This window comes from Methylobacterium sp. A52T (assembly GCF_053346095.1).
In genome coordinates this window covers 49,815-68,467 of sequence record NZ_JBKFBI010000003.1, presented here as the reverse complement: position 1 = coordinate 68,467, position 18,653 = coordinate 49,815, and the positions used below count along the sequence as shown (strand labels likewise).

The following is an 18,653-nucleotide window of genomic DNA, read 5'->3' as shown; positions in this document are numbered from 1 at the left end:
GGTAAGGGGGCCCCGCGCGGGGGCCGGTCTAAGCCGGGATGCCCGGCCCTCCCGGCCGGACCCGGCCGCGCGGGCGCGTTCTGCCCCGGCGCGGCGCGGTCGATCACCGGACGGGACGCGCCGTGGCCCCTTCAGAGCGCCGCATCAACGGGTTCGACGGCCTGCGGGCCCTGGCGTTCCTGATGGTCTTCGTCAGCCACAAGGCGCCGAGCCCGAGGACCGAGGCCCTCGGCACGGCCGGCGTGTGGCTGTTCTTCGTCCTGAGCGGCTTCCTGATCGTCCGGATCCTCGCCGCGGCCCGCACGGCCGTGGAGGCGGGCGCGTCGACGCCGCTCGGCAGCCTCGGGCTGTTCTACCGGAACCGCGTCGCCCGGATCGTGCCGGTCTACTACGTCTTCCTGTTCGTGCTCTACACGGTCCGGCCCGGCGACCCGGCCAGTCTCGGCAACGACGCGTTCAAGCTCGCGACGTGGTTCTACGTCACCAACATCTACATCGAGCTGAACGGCTGGGGCACCGAGCTCGGCCATCTCTGGAGCCTCGCGGTCGAGCAGCAATTCTACCTGCTGTTCGCGCCGGCGGCCCTGTTCCTGCCGCGGCGCCACCTCGGCACGCTGTGCTGGCTCCTGGTCGGGATCAGCGTCCTGGCGCACGGTGCCCTGTGGCGGGCGGGCGCCGCGCCGCGGTGCTTCGACGTCGACACCCTGGCCAATGTCGGACTGATCGCGCTCGGCGGGCTCGCCGGCCTGCGCACCCGGCCGCTCCCGGCCTGGCTCGCCCGCGACGCCGCCCTGGCCGGCGCGCTGGCCCTGTTCGTGGCCCTGCCGCTCGTGATCGCGCCGACCGGCTGGTGGCTCGTTCTCGGCCGCCTCAGCGGTCTCCTGGCGGCACTGCTGCTGCTGCAGGTGGTCCAGGCGCGGGAGGGCCGCGCGGTTGCCCTCCTGGAGATCCCGTGGCTGCGCCGGATCGGCGTGATCAGCTACGCCGCCTACCTGTTCCACGTGCCGCTCCACGCGGAGCGGGTGCTGGCCCTCGTCGGCCTCGACGTCGCCGAACCGCGCTCGGTCTCCATGGCGCTCAACCTGATGCTGACGCTGCTGCTGGCCGAACTGTCGTGGCGGCTCCTGGAGCGGCCCGCACGCCGGCTGCTGCGGGCCCCGCGCCGGCGGGTCGGCGCCTCCGCGCTGGTCGGCCCGTAATCCGGTCGCGCGGCCCCGGCTCAGCCCTTGATCGGCACCCGGCCGACCTCCGCGCCGGTGGCGTCACGCACGACGAGCGTCCACGCGCCGGCCGGTCCCGCGGCCTCCAGTTCACCCGCCATTTCGTCGATCACGCTGCGGGCCTCCGCGAGCGCCTCGGCCAGGTCCGCGGCCTCCACGCCCTGCGCGTCGCGGATCGTCTCCTCGCCGTTCTCGATGTCGAAATAGAAGCGACTGGGCACTCATCTCCTCCCTGATTTCCGCCCTCGGGAGGGCCCTCGGATACTACCTACGTAGTTCGCCCACGTCCGACAATGCTCAGTAGGAGACATAAACCTTAACAAACATCAAAACTGTTTTCGTTGGTTGCGTTGCAATAATGTCGAGATTCCAGCCACATAATCCATTATAGGTATCGCCGATCACCCTTGCGGCCGCTTCGGCGATGGCGGCGCGCGGTGACGGGCCTCAGGGGCGTTCGACATGGCAGCCTCCGGCGATTCGAGCCTCAAAAAAGATTCTCCTGCCTCGGCTGAGAGAAAACAAAAATTGCGCGCCCACGTCCGGACGATTCTGGCGAAGGGCCTCACCGTCCGGAATTCCCGCCCCGCGGGCGACACCGCCCCCGACACGCACTGAGCTGTTCCGGCCGTCGGGGCCATCCCCCGCAATGGGAGGGGATGGCGGCCGCCCTACGCCCTTTGAGCGTCGTGCGCGCCGATCGCTTCCGGCCAAAGTCGGGGGCGGTCTCGGAGGCCGCGCCCGGCGGCCCAGGAAGCGCGATGGCGGATCAACTCTTGTCCGATGCTCGGGGCACCTTCGTGGACGTCTCGTTCATCATGGCCGCGCACGACGCGGCGCCCTGGATCGAGACGGCCATCCGCTCCGCCCTCGCCCAGACCGGCGTCGCCGTGGAGGTGGTGGCGGTCGACGACGGCTCGCGGGACGGGACCGCCTCCGTGCTGGCGCGCCTGGCGGAGGCCGATCCGCGGGTCCGCGTCGTTCCCCTCGCCGATGCCGGACCGGGCGCGCCCCGGGGCCCGTCGAGCGCCCGGAACGCGGCGCTGAACGCCGCCCGGGGCCGGTGGATCGCGATCCTCGACGCCGACGACCTGATCCTGCCCGACCGCACCCGGACCCTGCTCGATCTCGCGCTCGCGGCGGATGCCGACATCGTCGCCGACAACCCGATCCCGTTCACCGACATGTTCGACCCGCAGGGTCCGGGGATGCTGGAGGGCGGCCGGGAGCCGTACCTGTTCGAGATCGACCTCGCCAAGTACATCGCCAGCAACCAGCTGCTCAGCCGGGTGACCAAGCTCGGCTACCTCAAGCCCATGATGCGCGCCGAGATCCTGCGCCGGCACGGCATCCGGTACGACGAGGGCGTCCGGATCGGGGAAGATTTCCTGCTGTGCCTGGAAGCCCTCGCGGCGGGGGCGCGGTTCGTGGTCACCACCTACGCGGGCTACGGCTACCGGCGCGGGCCCACCTCCCTGTCGCACCGGCTGCGCCAGGCCGACATCGCGCGCCTCGACGCGGCCTTCGCGGCCCGGGCCGAGCACGGCCGCCTCGCCGAGGCGCGGTCGCGCTCCGCCGAGATCCGCCACGGCAGCCGCGCCTACCGCGACGGCCTCGCGGTGACGCGGCTGATCGCCCAGGTCATCGAGGCGGCCCAGGCCGGCCGCTGGCGCGCGGGCGCGACCCTGGCGCTCCGGCATCCCCGGATCTGGCGGTTCCTGGCCGCGACGCTGCTGGCGGCGGCGGGCAAGCGCCTGCGGCCGCGGCCGCACGCCCACCCGATCGGACAGAGGTAAGACGATGCGCCTGTGCATCTGCATCTGCACCTGCGAGCGGCCCGTGGGGCTGGCGCGCCTGCTCAAGGCCCTGGACCAGCAGCGGCTCGGCAGCCTCGCCGAGACCGCCCTGCGCATCCTGATCATCGACAACGGGCGCAGCCGCGCCGCCGTCCCGGTGGTGGAGGCCTACCGGGCGACCGGCCGCTTCCCCGTCACCTACGCCCGGGAGGAGACCCGCGGCCTCGCCGCGGTCCGCAACCGCAGCCTCGCGGAGGCCTCCGCGGCCGGCGCGGACTGGGTCGCTCTGATCGACGACGACGAGTTTCCCGACCGCGACTGGCTCCACAACCTGCTCGAGACCGCCCTCGCCGCGGGCGTCGCGGCCTGCGTCGGACCGGTCGTGCCGTTCTTCGACCGGGTTCCGCCCGCCTGGGCGGCCGCCGGGGGCTTCTTCGCCAAGCGCCTGCCGGTCCGCGACGGCTACGTGGAGGACGGCTACACCGCCAACGCGCTCCTGGACCTGCGGGTGATCCGGGCGCTGGGCCTGTCCTTCGACATGCGCTTCAACACCATGGGCGGCGAGGACACGTTCTTCTTCCGGGCCCTGATGCTCGCCGGGCACCGGATCGCCTGGGCCGAGACGGCCGTGGTCTACGACAGCATCCCGACGCACCGGATGCGGGTGCGCTGGCTGCTGGCGCGCTGGTACCGCAGCGGCAGCGTCGAGGCCTATCTCGGCCGGCTCCGCCCGGAAACGGTGGGCGGCCGGCTCGCCAACGCGGGCCGCGGCTTCGTGCGCCTCGGCGGCGGCCTGCTGCGGCTCGGGGTCGCCGGCCTGTCCCTCCGGCCGGCGGCCCTCGTCGGCGGGGGGGGCCCGCCGCCCCCCCCCCCCGCCCGGCGACCCTGATCGGCGGCGGCTACACGCTGTGCCGCGGGGCCGGGCTGCTCGCGGCCGTGATCGGTGTGAGCTACCGGGAGTACCACCCGTCGCGCTATCGCTAGCCGCGCCGACCGGGCGCATCCCGGTGCGGCAGCAGGAAGGGCTGGCCGCCCGCCGGCACCCGCCCGACCGGCCAGCGGACGCCGAAGACCCCGGCGATGAGGTCGTCGGTCAGGACCTCGGCCGGCCGCCCGCCGGCGACCAGCCGGCCCCCGTCCAGCACCAGCAGTCGGTCAGCGTAGGCGGCCGCGAGGTTGAGGTCGTGGAGGATCGCCACCACGGCGACGCCGGTCGCCGCCAGCCCGGCGGCGGCGTCGAGCAGCGCGCCCTGGTGCCGGAGGTCGAGGCTCGCGGTCGGCTCGTCGAGGAACAGCACCTGCCGGTCCGCCACCGTGCGGCCGGCCTCCAGTTGGCAGAGCACGCGGGCGAACTGCACACGCGCCTGCTCCCCGCCCGAGAGGGTCGGGTAGGCCCGGTCGGCGAGATGCGCCACGTCGGCCCGCGCGAGGGCCCGGGCCAGGATCGCCGCCCGGTCGCGGGCCCCGAGGCCCCGGCCGATGCCGTCGAGGCCGATCCGGGCGACCTCGGCCGCCGCGAACGGGAAGGCGAGGCGCGCCGCCTGTGGCAGCACCGCCCGCGTCGCGGCGAGGCGCCAGGGCGGGATCGTCGCCACGGGCGCACCGTCATAGGCGACGCTGCCCCGGGTCGGGCGCAGGGCGCCGCTGAGCAGGCGGACGAGGGTCGACTTGCCGGCCCCGTTGGGGCCGACGATCACCTGCAGGGTGCCGCCCTCCACCGCCAGGGAGACGTCGCGCACGAGGTCGCGCCCCGCCACCGTGACGGTCAGGTCGCGGGCCGTGAGCAGGGCCGGATCAGACATTGTCAGACATTGTCAGACATCGTCCGGCCGCACCCGGCCGAGAAGCAGCCACAGGAAGACCGGCGCGCCGACCAGCGCCGTGACGATCCCGATCGGCAGCTCGGCGGGCGCGGCGACGCGGCGCGCCACCACGTCGGCGAGGACCAGGAAGGCGCCGCCGAGGAGCGCCGAGGCCGGCAGCAGCAGCCGGTGCCCCGGGCCGATCAGCAGCCGCAGGGCGTGCGGCACCACGAGGCCGACGAAGCCGATCACCCCCGCCGCCGCCACGCTGGCGCCGACCGCGACCGCCACCAGCACGATGCAGGCGCGCTTCAGCCGCTCGACCGGGACGCCGAGATGGAACGCCTCGGCCTCGCCGAGGACGAGGGCGTTCAGGCCGCGGCCGAGGAGCGGGACCGCGGCCAGCACCGGCAGGATCAGCGGCGCCGAGGCCGCGACCTTGGACCAGGTGGCGCCGCCGAGGCTGCCCAGGGACCAGAAGGCGAGATCGCGCAGCTGCCGGTCGTCGCTGACGAAGGTCAGCAGGCCGGTCAGCGCGCCGCTCAGCGCCCCCAGCGCGATCCCCGCGAGCAGCATCGTCGCCACCGCGGTGCGCCCGGACCGGGTGGCGAGGGCGTAGAGGATGAGGGTCGCGCACAGGCCGCCGAGGAAGGCCCCGGCCGGCAGCGCGGCGTAGGGCAGCGGCCCGGGCAGCCCCAGCCCGGCGAGGATCCGGTCGCCCAGGACGATGATCACCGCGGCCGCGAGCCCCGCCCCCGACGAGACCCCGACCAGCGCCGGATCGGCCAGGGGGTTGCGGAACAGCCCCTGCATCAGCGCCCCCGAGACCGCCAGCCCGGCCCCGACCAGCAGCCCCAGCAGGGTGCGGGGCAGGCGGATCGAGAGGATCACCAGCCCGTCGCGGGCGCGGGCCGGGTCGCTCCCCTCCCCGATCAGGACCGCGAGGACCCGGTCCGGCGGGATCGGGATCGCCCCGAAGCTCACCGAGAGCAGGGCGGCGGCGAGCACCAGGGCCGCCAGGACACCCAGCACCCAGGGCGCCGCGGACCGGCGGCTCACGCGCCCCGCCCGCCGCCGCGCGGCTCAGTCACGCGGCAGGTCCGGGTAGAGCGCCCGCATCAGGTCGGTGGCGGCCTCGGGCGTGCGCGGCCCGAAACCGAGGAGGTAGAGGCCGTCCATGGCCACCAGCCGCCCCCGCGCCGCCGCCGGCGTCTGGCCGAGGGCCGTGCCGGGGGCGAAGATGCTCTCGGGCTTCGGCGGCTCGGGCCCGTTCTGCATCATCACCACCGCGTCGGGGGCGGCGGCCACGATGGCCTCGTCGGTCATCGGCTTGAAGCCCTCCAGGCCCGCGGCCGCGTTGCCGATGCCCGCCAGGGCCAGGATGCCGTCCGCGGAGGAGCCGGTGCCGCCGACGACGGTCCGGCCGCCCTGGACCGACAGGACGACGAGGGCCCGGGCCGCCCGGGCGATCCGGGCGCGCCGGGTCGCGAGGTCGGCGAAACGGGCGCGGACCTCGGTCTCGAGCGCCTCGGCCTCGCGCTCCAGGCCGGCGAGGCGCCCGACCGTCTCGATCTTGTCCAGCACGCCCTCGGGATTCGGCGGCTCCGTCACCGTCTCGACGCGCAGCCCGGCCTCGCGCAGCTGCGCCAGGACGGCCGGCGGCCCGGCACCCTCGGCGGCGATGATCAGGTCGGGCTGCTGCGCCAGCAGGCCCTCGGCCGAGAGCGCCCTCAGGTAGCCGACACTCGGCTTCTCGCGCAGCGCCTCGGGCGGGTAGAGGCTGGTCGTGTCGACCGCGACGATCCGGCCGCCGGCGCCGAGGCGGTAGAGGATCTCGGTGACGGCCCCGCCCAGGGCGGCGATGCGGGTGGCCGCCTGCGCGGCGGCGGCGCGCGGGGCGAGTGCCCCGGCCGCGGCGGCGGCCAGGAGCGCGCGGCGCGACAGAAGGCCGGGGGCGCTCATCGGGTCAGCATCGGCGCGGCGCCGGCGGTCAGCCGCGGGCGACAGGCGTGATCGCCGTGGCGGATCTCGATCCCGCCCGCCGCCTCGGAACGCGCGACCGGCCCCGCGCGCGTGCCGCCCGGGACGCGGCGCTGCCCATCTCCTTCGGCACACGACATGGACCGGTCACTCCAGATCTGTTCTTTGTAAATTTTCAAATGAGAGGATCGCGACGACAGAAACGCAGCGTATCGGCAATCGATCGCGGACGCCACCCCGCGACAAGGTCACGGTTTTACTTCGCTGACCGGCTGAAAAAAGCGGCCTATGTCATTTTCCAAGTCAGGATATCGTCGCGCACGCACCGGCAGCCGATTCCGGGCGGCGGACACTGGTACAGGCGGCTCCGGTCCACGGCTCCGGCGGCCCGCCCGACGGCGTGGCCGGGACGGAACGGGCCTTCGCTGCGCCCGCTCGGGCGGAGCGCGGCACGACGAGGTCCGACCCTCGTCCTGAGGTGACGCGTCGCGGCCCCGGCGGAGAACTCCTTCGAGGCGGACGCCGCGCGACCGCACCGCGGGATGGGGGGAGGGTCGGACGATCCGGGTCGGGCGGCCTCGAAGCGTCCCCTCCCCGCGCGCTCAGCCGAGGCTGCCGAACCCGGCGCTCTCGCGCGTCCAGGCCAGCGCCTGCTCGCTCAGGGAGAGGCCGAGGCCCGGCCGGGTCGGCACGCGCATGCGGCCGTCCTCCAGCTCCAGCCGCTCGTTGAACAGCGGCTCCAGCCACTCGAAATGCTCGACCCAGGGCTCCCGCTGCAGCGCGGCGGCGAGGTGGATGTGCAGCTCCATCGAGAAGTGCGGCGCGATCGTCAGGCCGGCGAACTCGGCGAGCGCCGCCACCTTGAGGAAGGGCGTGATGCCGCCGACCCGCGGGGCGTCGGGCATCAGGAAATCGGCGCCGCCCTGGCGGATGAAGTCCCAGTGCTCGGCGACGCTCGTCAGCATCTCGCCGGTGGCGACCGGCGTGTCGAGGGCGGCGGCCAGGGCCGCGTGCCCGGCGGCGTCCAGGCAGTCGAGGGGCTCCTCGATCCAGATCAGGTTGAAGCGCTCGAAAATCCGGCCCATCCGCATCGCGGTCGGCCGGTCCCATTGCTGGTTGGCGTCGACCATGAGCGGGAAGGCGTCGCCCAGATGCTCGCGCACCCGCGAGACCCGGCGGATATCCTCGGCCCAGTCCGGCTGGCCGACCTTCAGCTTGATGCCGCCGATGCCCTTCGCCCGGGCGCGGTCGGTGTTGACGAGCAGTTCCTCCAGCGGCGTGTGCAGGAAGCCGCCCGAGGTGTTGTAGCAGCGCACCGAGTCGCGCTGCGCCCCGAGGAGCTTGGCGAGCGACAGGCCGGCCCGCCGCGCCTTGAGATCCCACAGGGCCACGTCGAAGGCGCCGATCGCCTGGACGGCGAGGCCGCTGCGGCCGGCCGAGGCGCCGGCCCAGGCGAGCGTGTCCCAGGCCTTGGCGATGTCGCTCGGATCCGCCCCGAGCAGCGCCGGGGCGATCTCGCGGGCATGGGCGAACTGGCCCGGCCCGCCGGCGCGCTTGGAATAGCTGATCCCGAGGCCGCGATGGCCCTCCCGGCTCTCGACCTCGCAGAACAGGATCGCGATCTCGGTCATCGGCTTCTGACGGCCGGTGAGCACCTTGGCGTCGCTGATCGGGGTCCTCAGCGGCAGGGCGACGGACCGCAGGCGGATCCCGGTGACGGCGTCCTCGGCCATGGCTTCCTCCAGGTCTTGTCCGCGCGGGCGCGCTGGAAGCCCCGGAGGCGGTTCTTGGCGGTGCCTCTCGGCGGCGACCGCGACGGCTCTCCCGGGGCGGGGCCCAGGAGTGGCGCAGGCTGGACGGCCTGTCCAACGTCATTGTTGGATCGATCGATGCGCACCTGGCATCAATGGCGCCGAGGGGGGGATGGGGGAGGACGGCCGGTCTCAGCCGGCGGCCGTCCCCGGAGGAAGCCGGAACGCCACCAGGGTCATGTCGTCCCGCCGGGCCTCGGTCCCGCGATAGGCGTCGAGATCGGCCTCGAGGGCCGCGGTCTGGGCGGCGAGGGGCAGGTCGGCGTGGCGCAGGAGGCTGTCGGCCACGCCGCGCCGGCCGAGGAGCCGCGGCGCCCGGTCGGGCGCCGCGCGGCCCATCTGGTCGGTGATGCCGTCCGTCATCAGGTAGAAGGTGGCGCCCGCCACCGGCACGGCGATGTCCGCGACGACGTCCTCCGGCTGCCCGTCCCGGGCGGGGCGCGGGTAGCCGAGCCCCCGGCGGCCGCCGCGGACGCGCTCGGCCACGCCGTCCCGGACCACCGTGAGCGACAGACCGGCGCCGGCGAAGTGCAGGGTGCCGGCCGCGCGGTCCCAGACGCACAGGCCGCAATCGAGCCCGTCATCCGATTCGGCGCCGCGGCCGTCCTGGCGGAGCTGCGTGCGGACCATCGCGTCGAGCCCGGCCAGGATCGCCGCCGGCGCGCGCAGGCCGCGCTCGTGCAGCAGCCGGTCGAGGGCGGTCGCGACGATCAGGGTCAGGAACGCGCCGGGCACGCCGTGGCCGGTGCAGTCGGCGACCGCGATCACGCAGAGGCCGTCGATCTCCTCGAGCCAGAAATAGTCGCCGCCGACGACATGGAGCGGCTCCCACAGCACCGCGACCTCGACCCCCGCGCCCGCCAGGGCATTGCGATCCGGCAGCACCGAATCCTGGATGCGCCGGGCGTAGCCGATGCTCTCGACCACCTGGCGGTTGGCGCGCTCGAGCCGGTCGTGGGCCTGCTCCAGCTCGACGAGGAGCTGCTTGGCGGCGTCGCCGCTCCGCAGGCCCTCGACCATGCGGTTGAAGGCTTGGCTGATGACGTCGATCTCGTTGCTCGGCCGGTAGGCGCCCCCGAGCTCCACGGTCGTCCAGCGCTTGTGCTCGATCTCCCGCATGGCGAGCAGCAGCCGCATCAGCGGCGCCATGACGTGGCGGCGCACGGTGGCGTGCAGGGTGATCACGAAGGCGATCATCAACCCGACGCTGGCGCCGAGGGCGAGCATCACCTGCCACGCCGCGTTGTCCCGCAGCGCCTTCGTGGAGACCGTGACGGTGAGGCTGCCCGCCGGGCCGGCGCGGCCGGGCACCGACAGGTCGGCCCGGGCCGAGAGGGTGGACCAGCCCCGCACCGGAGGCGCCGCGCCCGCCGACCCGACGACGTGGCCCGCGGCGTCGCGCAGGACGGCGTGGGCGAAATCGGGCTCGGCGGCCAGGGCCTTGAGCGGGCCGTCGTAGGCGTCCGGGTCGCGCGCCCAGTCGGGCCGCGCGATCGCCGCGGCGGTGAGCCGGGCGAGGAGATGCGCCCGGTCGCCGTACAGCCGGAGCTGGTCGGTGTAGGTCACCCAGGCGATCCCGAGCTGCGTCAGCAGCAGGAGGGCGCCGATCACCGGGTAGATGCGCAGGAACAGGGTGTGGGACAGGCTGTCGAGGTCGCGGCCCCGGGCCGCCCCGCGCAGGGCGCCGGGCTTCATCAGCTCGTCCGCGGGCGCGCCCGCGGCCAGCACGTCGGCGAAGCCGCGCTTCGACAGGGGGTCGCCCCGGCGGATCGGGCCGGCCCCGCGCAGGCCGCCCGCGCGCCCGGCGCCGCCGGTGGCCGGGACCGGATCGATGTCGGCGAAGCCGAGCCGCGCCAGGGCATCCCCGGTCCGGAGCGGTCGCGCGCCGCGGATCCCCCCGGAGGCACGCGGGCTGTCCAGGGCCGTGTCAGGTCCGCTCACGCGACGTCACTCCGTGTCACAGCGGTTCCGCTCCGAGACCGGGCGCGCGGCGCCTCAGGTCAGGGACGCGCCCGGTTCGGCCGCGCAGCGCACGCAGTCGCGGCCGGCATGCTTGGCGGCGTAGAGCGCCGCGTCGGCCCGCCGGAGCGTCGCCGACATCGACTCGCTCGGGCCGAACGCCGCGAGGCCGATGCTCACCGAGATCGGCAGCGGTCCGTGCTCGAGGCGCACCGGCCGCTGCGCCACCGCGCGGCGGAGCGCCTCGGCGATGACCTGCGCCTCGGCCATCACGGTGCCGGTGATGAGGATGGCGAATTCCTCGCCGCCCATGCGGCCGATCACGTCGACCGCGCGCAGGCTGTCGCGGCAGGTCTCGACGAAGGCCTTGAGGACCGTGTCGCCCGCGCTGTGGCCGTAGCGGTCGTTGATCAGCTTGAAGCGGTCGAGGTCGAGCATCAGCACGCTGGACGGCGTGTCGCCCGACTGGGTCCGGGCCCAGACCTCCTCGCAGATCTGCAGGAAGCGGCGGCGCGACAGGGCGTCGGTGAGGTGGTCGGTGTCGGCGAGGCGGCGGAGCTCGGCCTCGAGGCGCGCTCGGTGCTCGATCTCCGCCGAGAGGGCGTCGTTGAGGTGGCGCAGGGCGCGTTGCTGCTCGGCCATCCGCTGATTGGCGCGGTGCAGGTCGAGCTGCATCCGGTCGCTCAGCCGCACCAGCCGGCGCTGCTCGTGGTAGCTGCGCCGGTAGGCGCCGGCGAGCTCCCGCACCCCGTCGCCGACCTCGGCGAGGCGGGCCAGCATCACCTCGGACCGGCCGAGGACGGCCTCCTCGGTGTCGAACAGGCTGAAGGCGTCCGCCGGCTCGGACAGGAGATCGTGGGCCGGCGCCCGGTGCGGGCTCACGCGGGGACGCTCGCGATCATCTCGAACCGGGCATGCGCGAAGTCGGCCGCGAAATCCTCGCCGGCCTCCTGGATCACGTCGTCGTCGGCGCCGAACATCCAGCGGATCGTCACCGGGCGCCCCTCGGCGGCGGCGTCCTCCAGGGGCATGAACAGGTTCATCAGCGCCTTGGCGCTCGACGAGTTGAAGTAGGCGAGCGCGACGTCGAAGGTGATCGGGCTCGCCTCGGTCGCCGCGAGGTGGCCGCGCAGGGCCTGCAGCAGCGGGCCGAAGAACGCGGCGGCGTCCTCCGGGTAGGATTCGCCGCGCAGGACGAGCCGCCCCGACGCGAAGTCGAAATCGACCTCGGGCGAGCGCTCGGTCCGGGGCAGCGTGATGCGGTCCATGTCCGTGCGATCCTCAGATGAAGGCTTTGAGGCAGAACAGGCTGCGCTCCGCGCCCAGATCCTGGAAGTCGTACTCGACTGGGGCGCTCGACCGGCGGGCGATCTCGATCAGTCCGATGCTGCCGCCGAGGCTGCCCTCGTCCGGCGGCTGGCGCAGCTTCTCGCGGTAGACCTTCCTGAGCTCGTCGCTCGACAGGGTGGCGATCTCGTCGAGCCGCTCGCGCAGCCGCGGCACCTCGGTCCTGCCGACCTCGTTGCCGCAGACCACGAAGAACCGCCCCTCCTCGGTGCCGACGGCGATCATGCCGGCGCTGACCCGGGCGGGGCCCGGCGGCTCGGCGGGCGCGACCTTGTCGGCCGAGTAGCGGATCACGTTCTGGGCCTGCTCGACGAAGATCGAGAAGACGCGCTTGGCGACCGCGGCGTCGGTCTCCTCGTGCCGCATGCGCAGCTTCAGCACTTCCCCGAGCGAGAACAGGATGTTCTCCGAGAGATCTCCGCCGAACGACAGGATCACGCCGCTGCGCTTCGACGCCTCGTGGAAGGATCGGAAATCGCTCGCGCGCAAGGAAGCCTCTCGACCGCTTCATCGCGGCAACACACCGCGTGTGTAGGGCCGACATTAATGTGGAAATAATCAAAGATTTCTTACCGGTACTGATCGCTTTCTGAGCAACATTGCCCGTATTGCGAGCAGTGCCGTAAGCTTTACGCTGGATCCCACTGCAGACCGCGCGGCATCGCGCGCGAGGGTCCGGCCGCCGGCTTCAGGCCGCCGCGCCCTGGCGGGCGCCCGCGTCCCACTCGGTGCCCCAGTCCTGCACGACGTGGCCGGGCGCGACTTCCCGGTAGAGGCGCTCCGGCGGCACGTAGTCGGGGGTCCGGATCGGGCTGCGGATCTCGTCGTCCGGCAGCGCGTGCCGCTCGCCCCGCCGGGCCGGGTCCGGGACCGGCACCGCGGCGAGCAGCTTCTTCGTGTAGGGGTGCCGCGGATCGCCGAAGATCGCGGCCCGGGGGCCGATCTCCACGATCTCGCCGAGATACATCACCGCCACCCGGTGGCTGACCCGCTCGACCACCGCCATGTCGTGCGAGATGAACAGGTAGGCGAGGCCGAGCTCCGCCTGCAGGTCGAGCATCAGGTTCACGACCTGCGCCTTCACCGAGACGTCGAGCGCCGAGACCGCCTCGTCGGCGACGATCAGGCGGGGGTTCAGGGCGAGCGCGCGGGCGATGCAGATGCGCTGGCGCTGGCCGCCGGAGAACTCGTGCGGGAAGCGCGCCGCGGTCTCGGGCGGAAGCCCGACCCGGGCGAGCAGGTCCTCCGCCCGCCGCCGCGCCTCCCGGGGCGCGGCGAGGCGGTTGATCAGCAGCGGCTCCGCCACCGCCGCGCCGACGCTGAGGCGCGGGTCGAGGCTGGCGAACGGGTCCTGGAAGATCATCTGCATGCGCTGTCGGCGGGCGCGGAGGGTGCCGGCATCGAGGCCCGTGATGTCCTCGCCGTCGAGCAGGACCGAACCCGAGAGCGGCTCGACGAGGCGCAGGATCGAGCGCCCGGTGGTGGACTTGCCGCAGCCGGACTCGCCGACGAGCGCCAAGGTCTCGCCGGCCGCGAGGCTGAACGAGACCCGCTCCACCGCGTGGACCCGGCCGGTCACGCGGCCGAGGAGCCCGGAGCGGATGTCGAACCGGGTGGTCAGGTCGCGCACCTCCAGCACCGGGCGCTCGGCGGCCCGGACGGTGTCGGGCGTCTCGGGCGTCGGCGCCGCCAGGCCGGTCGCCCGGTCGACCACCGGGAACCGCATCGGGCGGGGGCGGCCCGCCATGGTCCCGAGGCGCGGGACCGCGGCGAGCAGCGCCCGCGTGTAGGGCTCGGCGGGGGCGTCGAAGATCCGCGCGGTCGGTCCGGCCTCCACGGCGCGGCCCCGGTACATCACCACGGTGCGGTCGGCGATCTCGGCGACCACGCCCATGTCGTGGGTGATGAACAGGACCGACATGCCCTCCTCGTCCTGCAGGCTCTTGATGAGGTCGAGGATCTGGGCCTGGATCGTGACGTCCAAGGCCGTGGTCGGCTCGTCGGCGATGAGGAGCTTCGGCCGGCAGGCCAGCGCCATGGCGATCATCACCCGCTGGCGCATGCCGCCGGAGAAGCGGTGCGGGTACTCGTGCAGGCGCGAGCGGGCGGCCGGGATCCGGACCTTGTCGAGGAGCCGGAGCGCCTCCGCCTCGGCGGCGGACCGCGACAGGCCCCGGTGCCGGATCAGCGCCTCGGCGATCTGGAAGCCGATGGTCAGGACCGGGTTCAGGGAGGTCATCGGCTCCTGGAAGATCATGGCGATCGAATCGCCGCGCACCCGCCGCATCTCGACCTCGGGGGTGGCGAGGAGCTCGCGGCCCTCGAAGCGCACGCGGCCGCCGATGCGGCTCGCGTCCCGCGGCAGGAGGCGCAGGATCGAGAGGGCGCTGACGCTCTTGCCCGAGCCGGATTCGCCCACGAGCGCCACCGTCTCGCGCGGGCCCACGTCGAACGAGACGCCGTGTACGACCTCGCGCCAGCGCCCGTCCGAGCGGAAGGAGACGGTGAGGTCGGAGACCGAGAGGATCGGATCGGGCATGGACTTCACTCCTGATCCAGCGGGGTTCGACGGGGCGACTCCACGCCGTCCCCTCGTCCTCCGACGCGACGCTGTTCCCGCCTCTCCGATGCGCACCGACGCTGATCACCGAGCGCGACGCGCCCCCTCTCCCGTGCGGGAGAGGGTTGGGGTGAGGGACGGGACGATTCCGGATCGGACACGCCATCGCCGCGCGTGGACGGTACGCCCCGTCCGGACAGACCTGATCCCTCACCCTGTCCCTCTCCCGCACGGGAGAGGGGACCTGCGCGCGATTCTGAAGCCGAGAGGCCTGAACGGATTTGATGGTCTATTCGTCCCTCTGCAGGCGCGTTCACGGCAAGCCGGCAGCCATCGAAGCCCCGCCACATACCCTAGAGCACCCGCCGCGGATCAAGCGCATCCCGCAAACCGTCGCCGATGAAGTTGATCGACAGCACCGTCAGGAAGATCGCGCCCCCCGGGAACAGCGCCCAGTGCGGCGCGACGTCGAGATGGTCCTTGGCGTCGAACAGCAGCCGCCCCCAGGTCGGGATGTCGGGCGGGAAGCCGAGCCCCAGGAAGGACAGCGTCGATTCCGCGATGATCGCGGACGAGACCTCGATCGAGGCCGCCACGATCACCGGCCCCAGCGCGTTCGGCAAGATGTGGCGGCGCACGAGGTGCCCGGTCGTCGCGCCCTGCGAGCGGGCCGCCTCCACGAACTCCTTCTCGCGCAGGGACAGGAACTGCGCCCGCACCAGCCGGGCGACCGGCATCCAGCGCAGGCCCCCGATCACCGCGACGATCATCAGGAACACGCCGCCCTGGCTGCCGAACACGGCCTTCAGGCTGTCGCGGAACAGGTAGATCACGAGGAGCAGCAGCGGCAGTTGCGGCAGCGACAGGAACAGGTCGGTCAGCCACATCAGCACCGGGTCGAGGAACCGGCGCGACATGCCGGCGAGCGCGCCGACCAGCACCCCGATCAGGCTCGCCACCGCCATGGCGGCGAAGCCCACGGCGAGCGAGATCCGCCCGCCGTAGATCATCCGGGCGAGCAGGTCCTGGCCGAGATCGTCCGTGCCGAACGGGTGGTCCCAGGACGGGCCCTGGAGCTGGGCCGCGAAGTCGATGTCGTCGATGGCGACCGGCCAGAGCAGGCCGCCGAACACCACGCCGGCGACGAGGAGCGCCAGCACGCCGACGCTGGCGAGCGCCAGCCGGTGCCGCCGGAAGCGCCGCCACGTCTCCCGCCCCGGCGAGGCCGGCGCGCGGGCAGGGGCAATCGCCTCATCGGAGGGCGATGCGAGGGTCGAGCCAGCCATAGAGCAGGTCCGCGACGAGGTTGAACAGGATGACGAGGCCGGCGAACACGAAGGTCACGGCCATCACCACCGGCGTGTCGTTGGACAGCATCGCGTCGATCAGCAGCGAGCCGATACCGGGGATCCGGAAGATCTGCTCGGTGACGATGGCGCCGCCGAACACCGCCGGGATCTGCAGGGCGACGAGCGTCACCACCGGGATCAGGGCGTTGCGGGCGATGTGCCGGCGGGTCACCGTGCCCTCGGTCAGGCCCTTGGCGCGGGCCGTGGTGACGTAGTCGAGACGGGCGACGTCCAGCGCCGAGGCGCGCACGTAGCGGGTGTAGGAGGCGGCCTGGAAGAAGCCCAGGACCGCCACCGGCATGATCGCCTGCCGGACATTCGCCCAGACCCAGGGCAGGCCGGAGCCCGGCAGGTCGGCCTGGTAGACGAAGGGCAGCCAGCCGAGCTTGATCGAGAACAGCAGGATGAACAGCAGGCCGGTGAAGAAGGTCGGCAGCGAGAAGCCCACGAAGGCCAGGGTGTTGGCGACCTGGTCGGCGAGCGAGTAGGGCCGGCGCGCCGCGTAGAGACCCACGGGGATCGCGATCAGCAGCGCCAGCACCTGGGAGGAGCCGACCACGAACAGGGTCGTGGGCAGCCGCTGCAGGATCAGCGTGTCGACGTTCACCCGGCTGGCGAAGGAGAAGCCCCAGTCGCCGTGCAGCATGGCGGTGAGCCAGTGCAGGTAGCGGGTGAGGATCGGGTCATCGAGGCCGAACTTGACGCGGAGCGCCGCCCGCACCTCCGGGGGCACGTTCGGGTTGCTGGCGAGTTCGCCGAACGGGTCGCCCGGCGCGAGCGCCAGGACAGTGAACAGGATCAGGCTGATGCCGAGCAGGCTCGGGATCGCGATCAGGAGGCGTCGCAGGATGTAGGCGCCCATCGGGCGCTTCCCCTGCCGCTCAGGCCTCCCGGTACCAGTCGGGCAGGAACGACAAGTCGTTGTCCCAGCCGCTGCGGGGCGCCGTGAGCGTCGCGCCCACCGCCGAGACCTCGGCGCGGTGGATCAGCGGCAGCACGTTCTCGGAGACCGCGAGGTCGTTGCAGGTGATCAGCAGCGCCGCCCGCTTGACCGGGTCGAGCTCGCTCTGGGCGGCGTTGTAGGCCTCGTCGTAGGCGGCGTTGCGCCAGCGCACGACGTTGCGGCCCTGCCACTTGTTGGCCTTCTGGGCCACCTCCCAGGAGGCGTACATGAGCAGCCAGATCGCCGGATCGGCCTGGGTCATGCTGTAGGCGTACATCTCCATGTCGGCGTAGAAATGCGTGCAGGTGTCGGGGTTCGCCGGGTCGGAGGAGAAGAACACCGAGCCGGTCACCGATTTCAGCTCGATCTCGATGCCGGCCTTGGCGGCCGCCTGCTTGATGATCGCCTGCGTCTTCTGGCGCGGCGCGTTGATCGAGGTCTGGAAGACCAGCTTGAGCTTCTTGCCGTCCTTGGCGCGGATGCCGTCTGAACCCTTCTTCCAGCCGGCCTCGTCGAGGAGCGCGCTGGCCTTGGCCGGGTCGAAGGCGAAGCTCGTGTTCTTGGAGACGAAGCGCTCCGGGCCGTTGACCGTGTTGGCTGTGGGCTTGCCTGTGCGGCCGTAGATGTAGGTCTGGATCGACTTGCGGTCGACCAAGAGGTTCATCGCCTGGCACACCCTCGGGTCGGAGAAGGCGGGGTGCTTGGTGGTGATCGAGGCGCGCTCGCCGTCGACCTCGACGTTCGGGTCGGCGGCGTTGAGGAGCAGGAACTCCAGCTTGCCGCCGTAGACGACGTCGACCCGGCCCTTGCCGCCGGTCTCCAGGCGCTTGAGCACCTCGTCCTCGATCAGCATGTTCCAGGCGTAGTCGTACTCGCCGGTCTGGAGCACCGCGCGGGCGGCCGAGACCGCGTCGCCGCCGCCCTTCATCTCGACCGTGTCGAAATACGGCCGGTTCGGCAGGTGGTAGTCGGGATTGCGCTCGCCGCGGACGATGTCGCCGGGCCGGAACTCCACGAACCGGTACGGGCCGGTGCCCACGGGGGCGAGGTTCTGCGGCGCGTCCCGGGACTTGGCGCCGCTGTAGGGTCCGAAGAGGTGCTTCGGCAGCACCATCCCGACGATGCCAACGTAAGCGTCGCACCAGTAGGGCGTCGGCTTGTCGAACAGGACCCGGACGCTGAGGTCGTCGACCTTCTCGACCTTGCAATCCTTGTAGGAGCCGGCCGTCACCGCCGCGGTGGCGGGGTCGCGGGCGTATTCCCAGGTGAAGACGAGGTCGTCGGCGGTGAGCGGCTTGCCGTCGTGCCACTTCACGCCGGGCTTGAGCGTCCAGACCACCGAGCGGCCGTCGGCGGCGAGCGCCCCGTTCTCCTTCGAGGGGATCGAGGCGGCGAGCACCGGCACGAGGTTGCCGTCCGCATCCCAGGCGGCGAGCGGCTCGTAGAAGATCCGCGAGGCGTCCTGGTCCTTGGTGCCGACGGCGAAATGCGGGTTGATCAGCGTCGGCGCCTGCCACCAGAGCAGCTTGAGCGCGCCGCCGCCGCCGGCCTTGGTCGGCTTGTAGCCGGCCCGGATATCGGCCGCCATCGCGACCCCGTTCCCGGCCAGCATCAGACCGGCCATGGGCGCGGTGAGGCCGACAGCCACCATCCGCTGCACGAAGGCGCGCCGCGACAGGCGGCCGTCCTTCACCTGCCCGATGAGGCCGCGCAGATCCCGCTCGTCCATGTACGCTTTCCCGTTTACCGCCGTGACAGGCACAGCAACATTCCGGCAGCGGCCTTGGCAAGGGGCGGGCCAGTGACGGTTCAATCGGAACGTGTTGACGGACGCTTGGTTCGGGCAGGAGCATGGCCTGGGCGGTGCATGCGGTCAGGCAGCAGCA

Annotated in this window: 16 protein-coding genes; 3 read left to right on the top strand and 13 right to left on the bottom strand. The window is 72.9% G+C overall.

Features of this window, described 5'->3' with window-relative positions; all coding sequences use genetic code 11:
- Positions 1-122: 122 nt before the first annotated feature.
- A complete protein-coding gene (locus ACLBYE_RS01715) occupies positions 123-1,199 on the top strand; it encodes an acyltransferase family protein (RefSeq protein WP_447692779.1) in 1,077 nt (358 codons plus the stop codon).
- Between the two features lie 20 nt (positions 1,200-1,219).
- Here the strand turns inward: ACLBYE_RS01715 and ACLBYE_RS01710 are convergent, their stop codons facing one another.
- Positions 1,220-1,441 (bottom strand): DUF6894 family protein, encoded by a 222-nt coding sequence (locus tag ACLBYE_RS01710; protein ID WP_447692778.1) that lies wholly within the window; start codon positions 1,439-1,441, stop codon positions 1,220-1,222.
- Between the two features lie 555 nt (positions 1,442-1,996).
- Between ACLBYE_RS01710 and ACLBYE_RS01705 the strand changes: the two genes are divergently transcribed.
- Together ACLBYE_RS01705 and ACLBYE_RS01700 are read left to right on the top strand one after the other, a co-directional pair.
- Complete coding sequence (locus ACLBYE_RS01705) at positions 1,997-3,016, top strand: glycosyltransferase family 2 protein (RefSeq protein ID WP_447692777.1); 1,020 nt, start codon at positions 1,997-1,999, stop codon at positions 3,014-3,016.
- Between the two features lie 4 nt (positions 3,017-3,020).
- Positions 3,021-3,905 (top strand): glycosyltransferase family 2 protein, encoded by an 885-nt coding sequence (locus ACLBYE_RS01700; protein ID WP_447692776.1) that lies wholly within the window; start codon positions 3,021-3,023, stop codon positions 3,903-3,905.
- A 91-nt stretch (positions 3,906-3,996) separates the two neighbouring features.
- Here ACLBYE_RS01700 and ACLBYE_RS01695 read toward each other — a convergent pair whose 3' ends face one another.
- From ACLBYE_RS01695 to ACLBYE_RS01640, 12 genes are all read right to left on the bottom strand, one after another.
- Entirely contained in the window at positions 3,997-4,818 is an 822-nt protein-coding gene (locus tag ACLBYE_RS01695) for a heme ABC transporter ATP-binding protein (protein WP_447692775.1), read from the bottom strand.
- Between the two features lie 12 nt (positions 4,819-4,830).
- Entirely contained in the window at positions 4,831-5,877 is a 1,047-nt protein-coding gene (locus tag ACLBYE_RS01690) for a FecCD family ABC transporter permease (protein ID WP_447692774.1), read from the bottom strand.
- Positions 5,878-5,901: 24 nt separating this feature from the next.
- Positions 5,902-6,780 carry a heme/hemin ABC transporter substrate-binding protein gene (locus ACLBYE_RS01685; RefSeq protein ID WP_447692773.1) on the bottom strand — a complete coding sequence of 293 codons (879 nt, stop codon included), beginning with the start codon at positions 6,778-6,780 and terminating at the stop codon, positions 5,902-5,904.
- 620 nt (positions 6,781-7,400) lie between these two features.
- Positions 7,401-8,531, bottom strand: coding sequence for an L-talarate/galactarate dehydratase (locus tag ACLBYE_RS01680; protein WP_447692772.1), 1,131 nt, complete (start codon positions 8,529-8,531; stop codon positions 7,401-7,403).
- 210 nt (positions 8,532-8,741) lie between these two features.
- Positions 8,742-10,550 (bottom strand): SpoIIE family protein phosphatase, encoded by a 1,809-nt coding sequence (locus ACLBYE_RS01675; RefSeq protein WP_447692771.1) that lies wholly within the window; start codon positions 10,548-10,550, stop codon positions 8,742-8,744.
- A gap of 54 nt (positions 10,551-10,604) precedes the next feature.
- A complete protein-coding gene (locus tag ACLBYE_RS01670; protein ID WP_447692770.1) occupies positions 10,605-11,450 on the bottom strand; it encodes a GGDEF domain-containing protein in 846 nt (281 codons plus the stop codon).
- Positions 11,447-11,836, bottom strand: a complete 390-nt coding sequence (locus tag ACLBYE_RS01665) for a DUF1987 domain-containing protein (protein WP_012321503.1) — start codon at positions 11,834-11,836, stop codon at positions 11,447-11,449. The genes ACLBYE_RS01670 and ACLBYE_RS01665 overlap by 4 nt, the downstream gene beginning before the upstream one ends.
- Positions 11,837-11,849: 13 nt before the next feature.
- Positions 11,850-12,404 (bottom strand): SiaB family protein kinase, encoded by a 555-nt coding sequence (locus tag ACLBYE_RS01660; RefSeq protein WP_020091215.1) that lies wholly within the window; start codon positions 12,402-12,404, stop codon positions 11,850-11,852.
- Between the two features lie 199 nt (positions 12,405-12,603).
- On the bottom strand, positions 12,604-14,454 hold the full coding sequence (locus ACLBYE_RS01655; RefSeq protein ID WP_447692769.1) for an ABC transporter ATP-binding protein: 1,851 nt from the start codon (positions 14,452-14,454) through the stop codon (positions 12,604-12,606).
- 374 nt (positions 14,455-14,828) lie between these two features.
- Complete coding sequence (locus ACLBYE_RS01650) at positions 14,829-15,761, bottom strand: ABC transporter permease (protein WP_447692768.1); 933 nt, start codon at positions 15,759-15,761, stop codon at positions 14,829-14,831.
- Entirely contained in the window at positions 15,727-16,686 is a 960-nt protein-coding gene (locus ACLBYE_RS01645) for an ABC transporter permease (protein WP_447692767.1), read from the bottom strand. The genes ACLBYE_RS01650 and ACLBYE_RS01645 overlap by 35 nt, the downstream gene beginning before the upstream one ends.
- A gap of 19 nt (positions 16,687-16,705) precedes the next feature.
- Positions 16,706-18,496, bottom strand: a complete 1,791-nt coding sequence (locus tag ACLBYE_RS01640) for a peptide ABC transporter substrate-binding protein (RefSeq protein ID WP_447692766.1) — start codon at positions 18,494-18,496, stop codon at positions 16,706-16,708.
- Positions 18,497-18,653 lie beyond the last annotated feature (157 nt).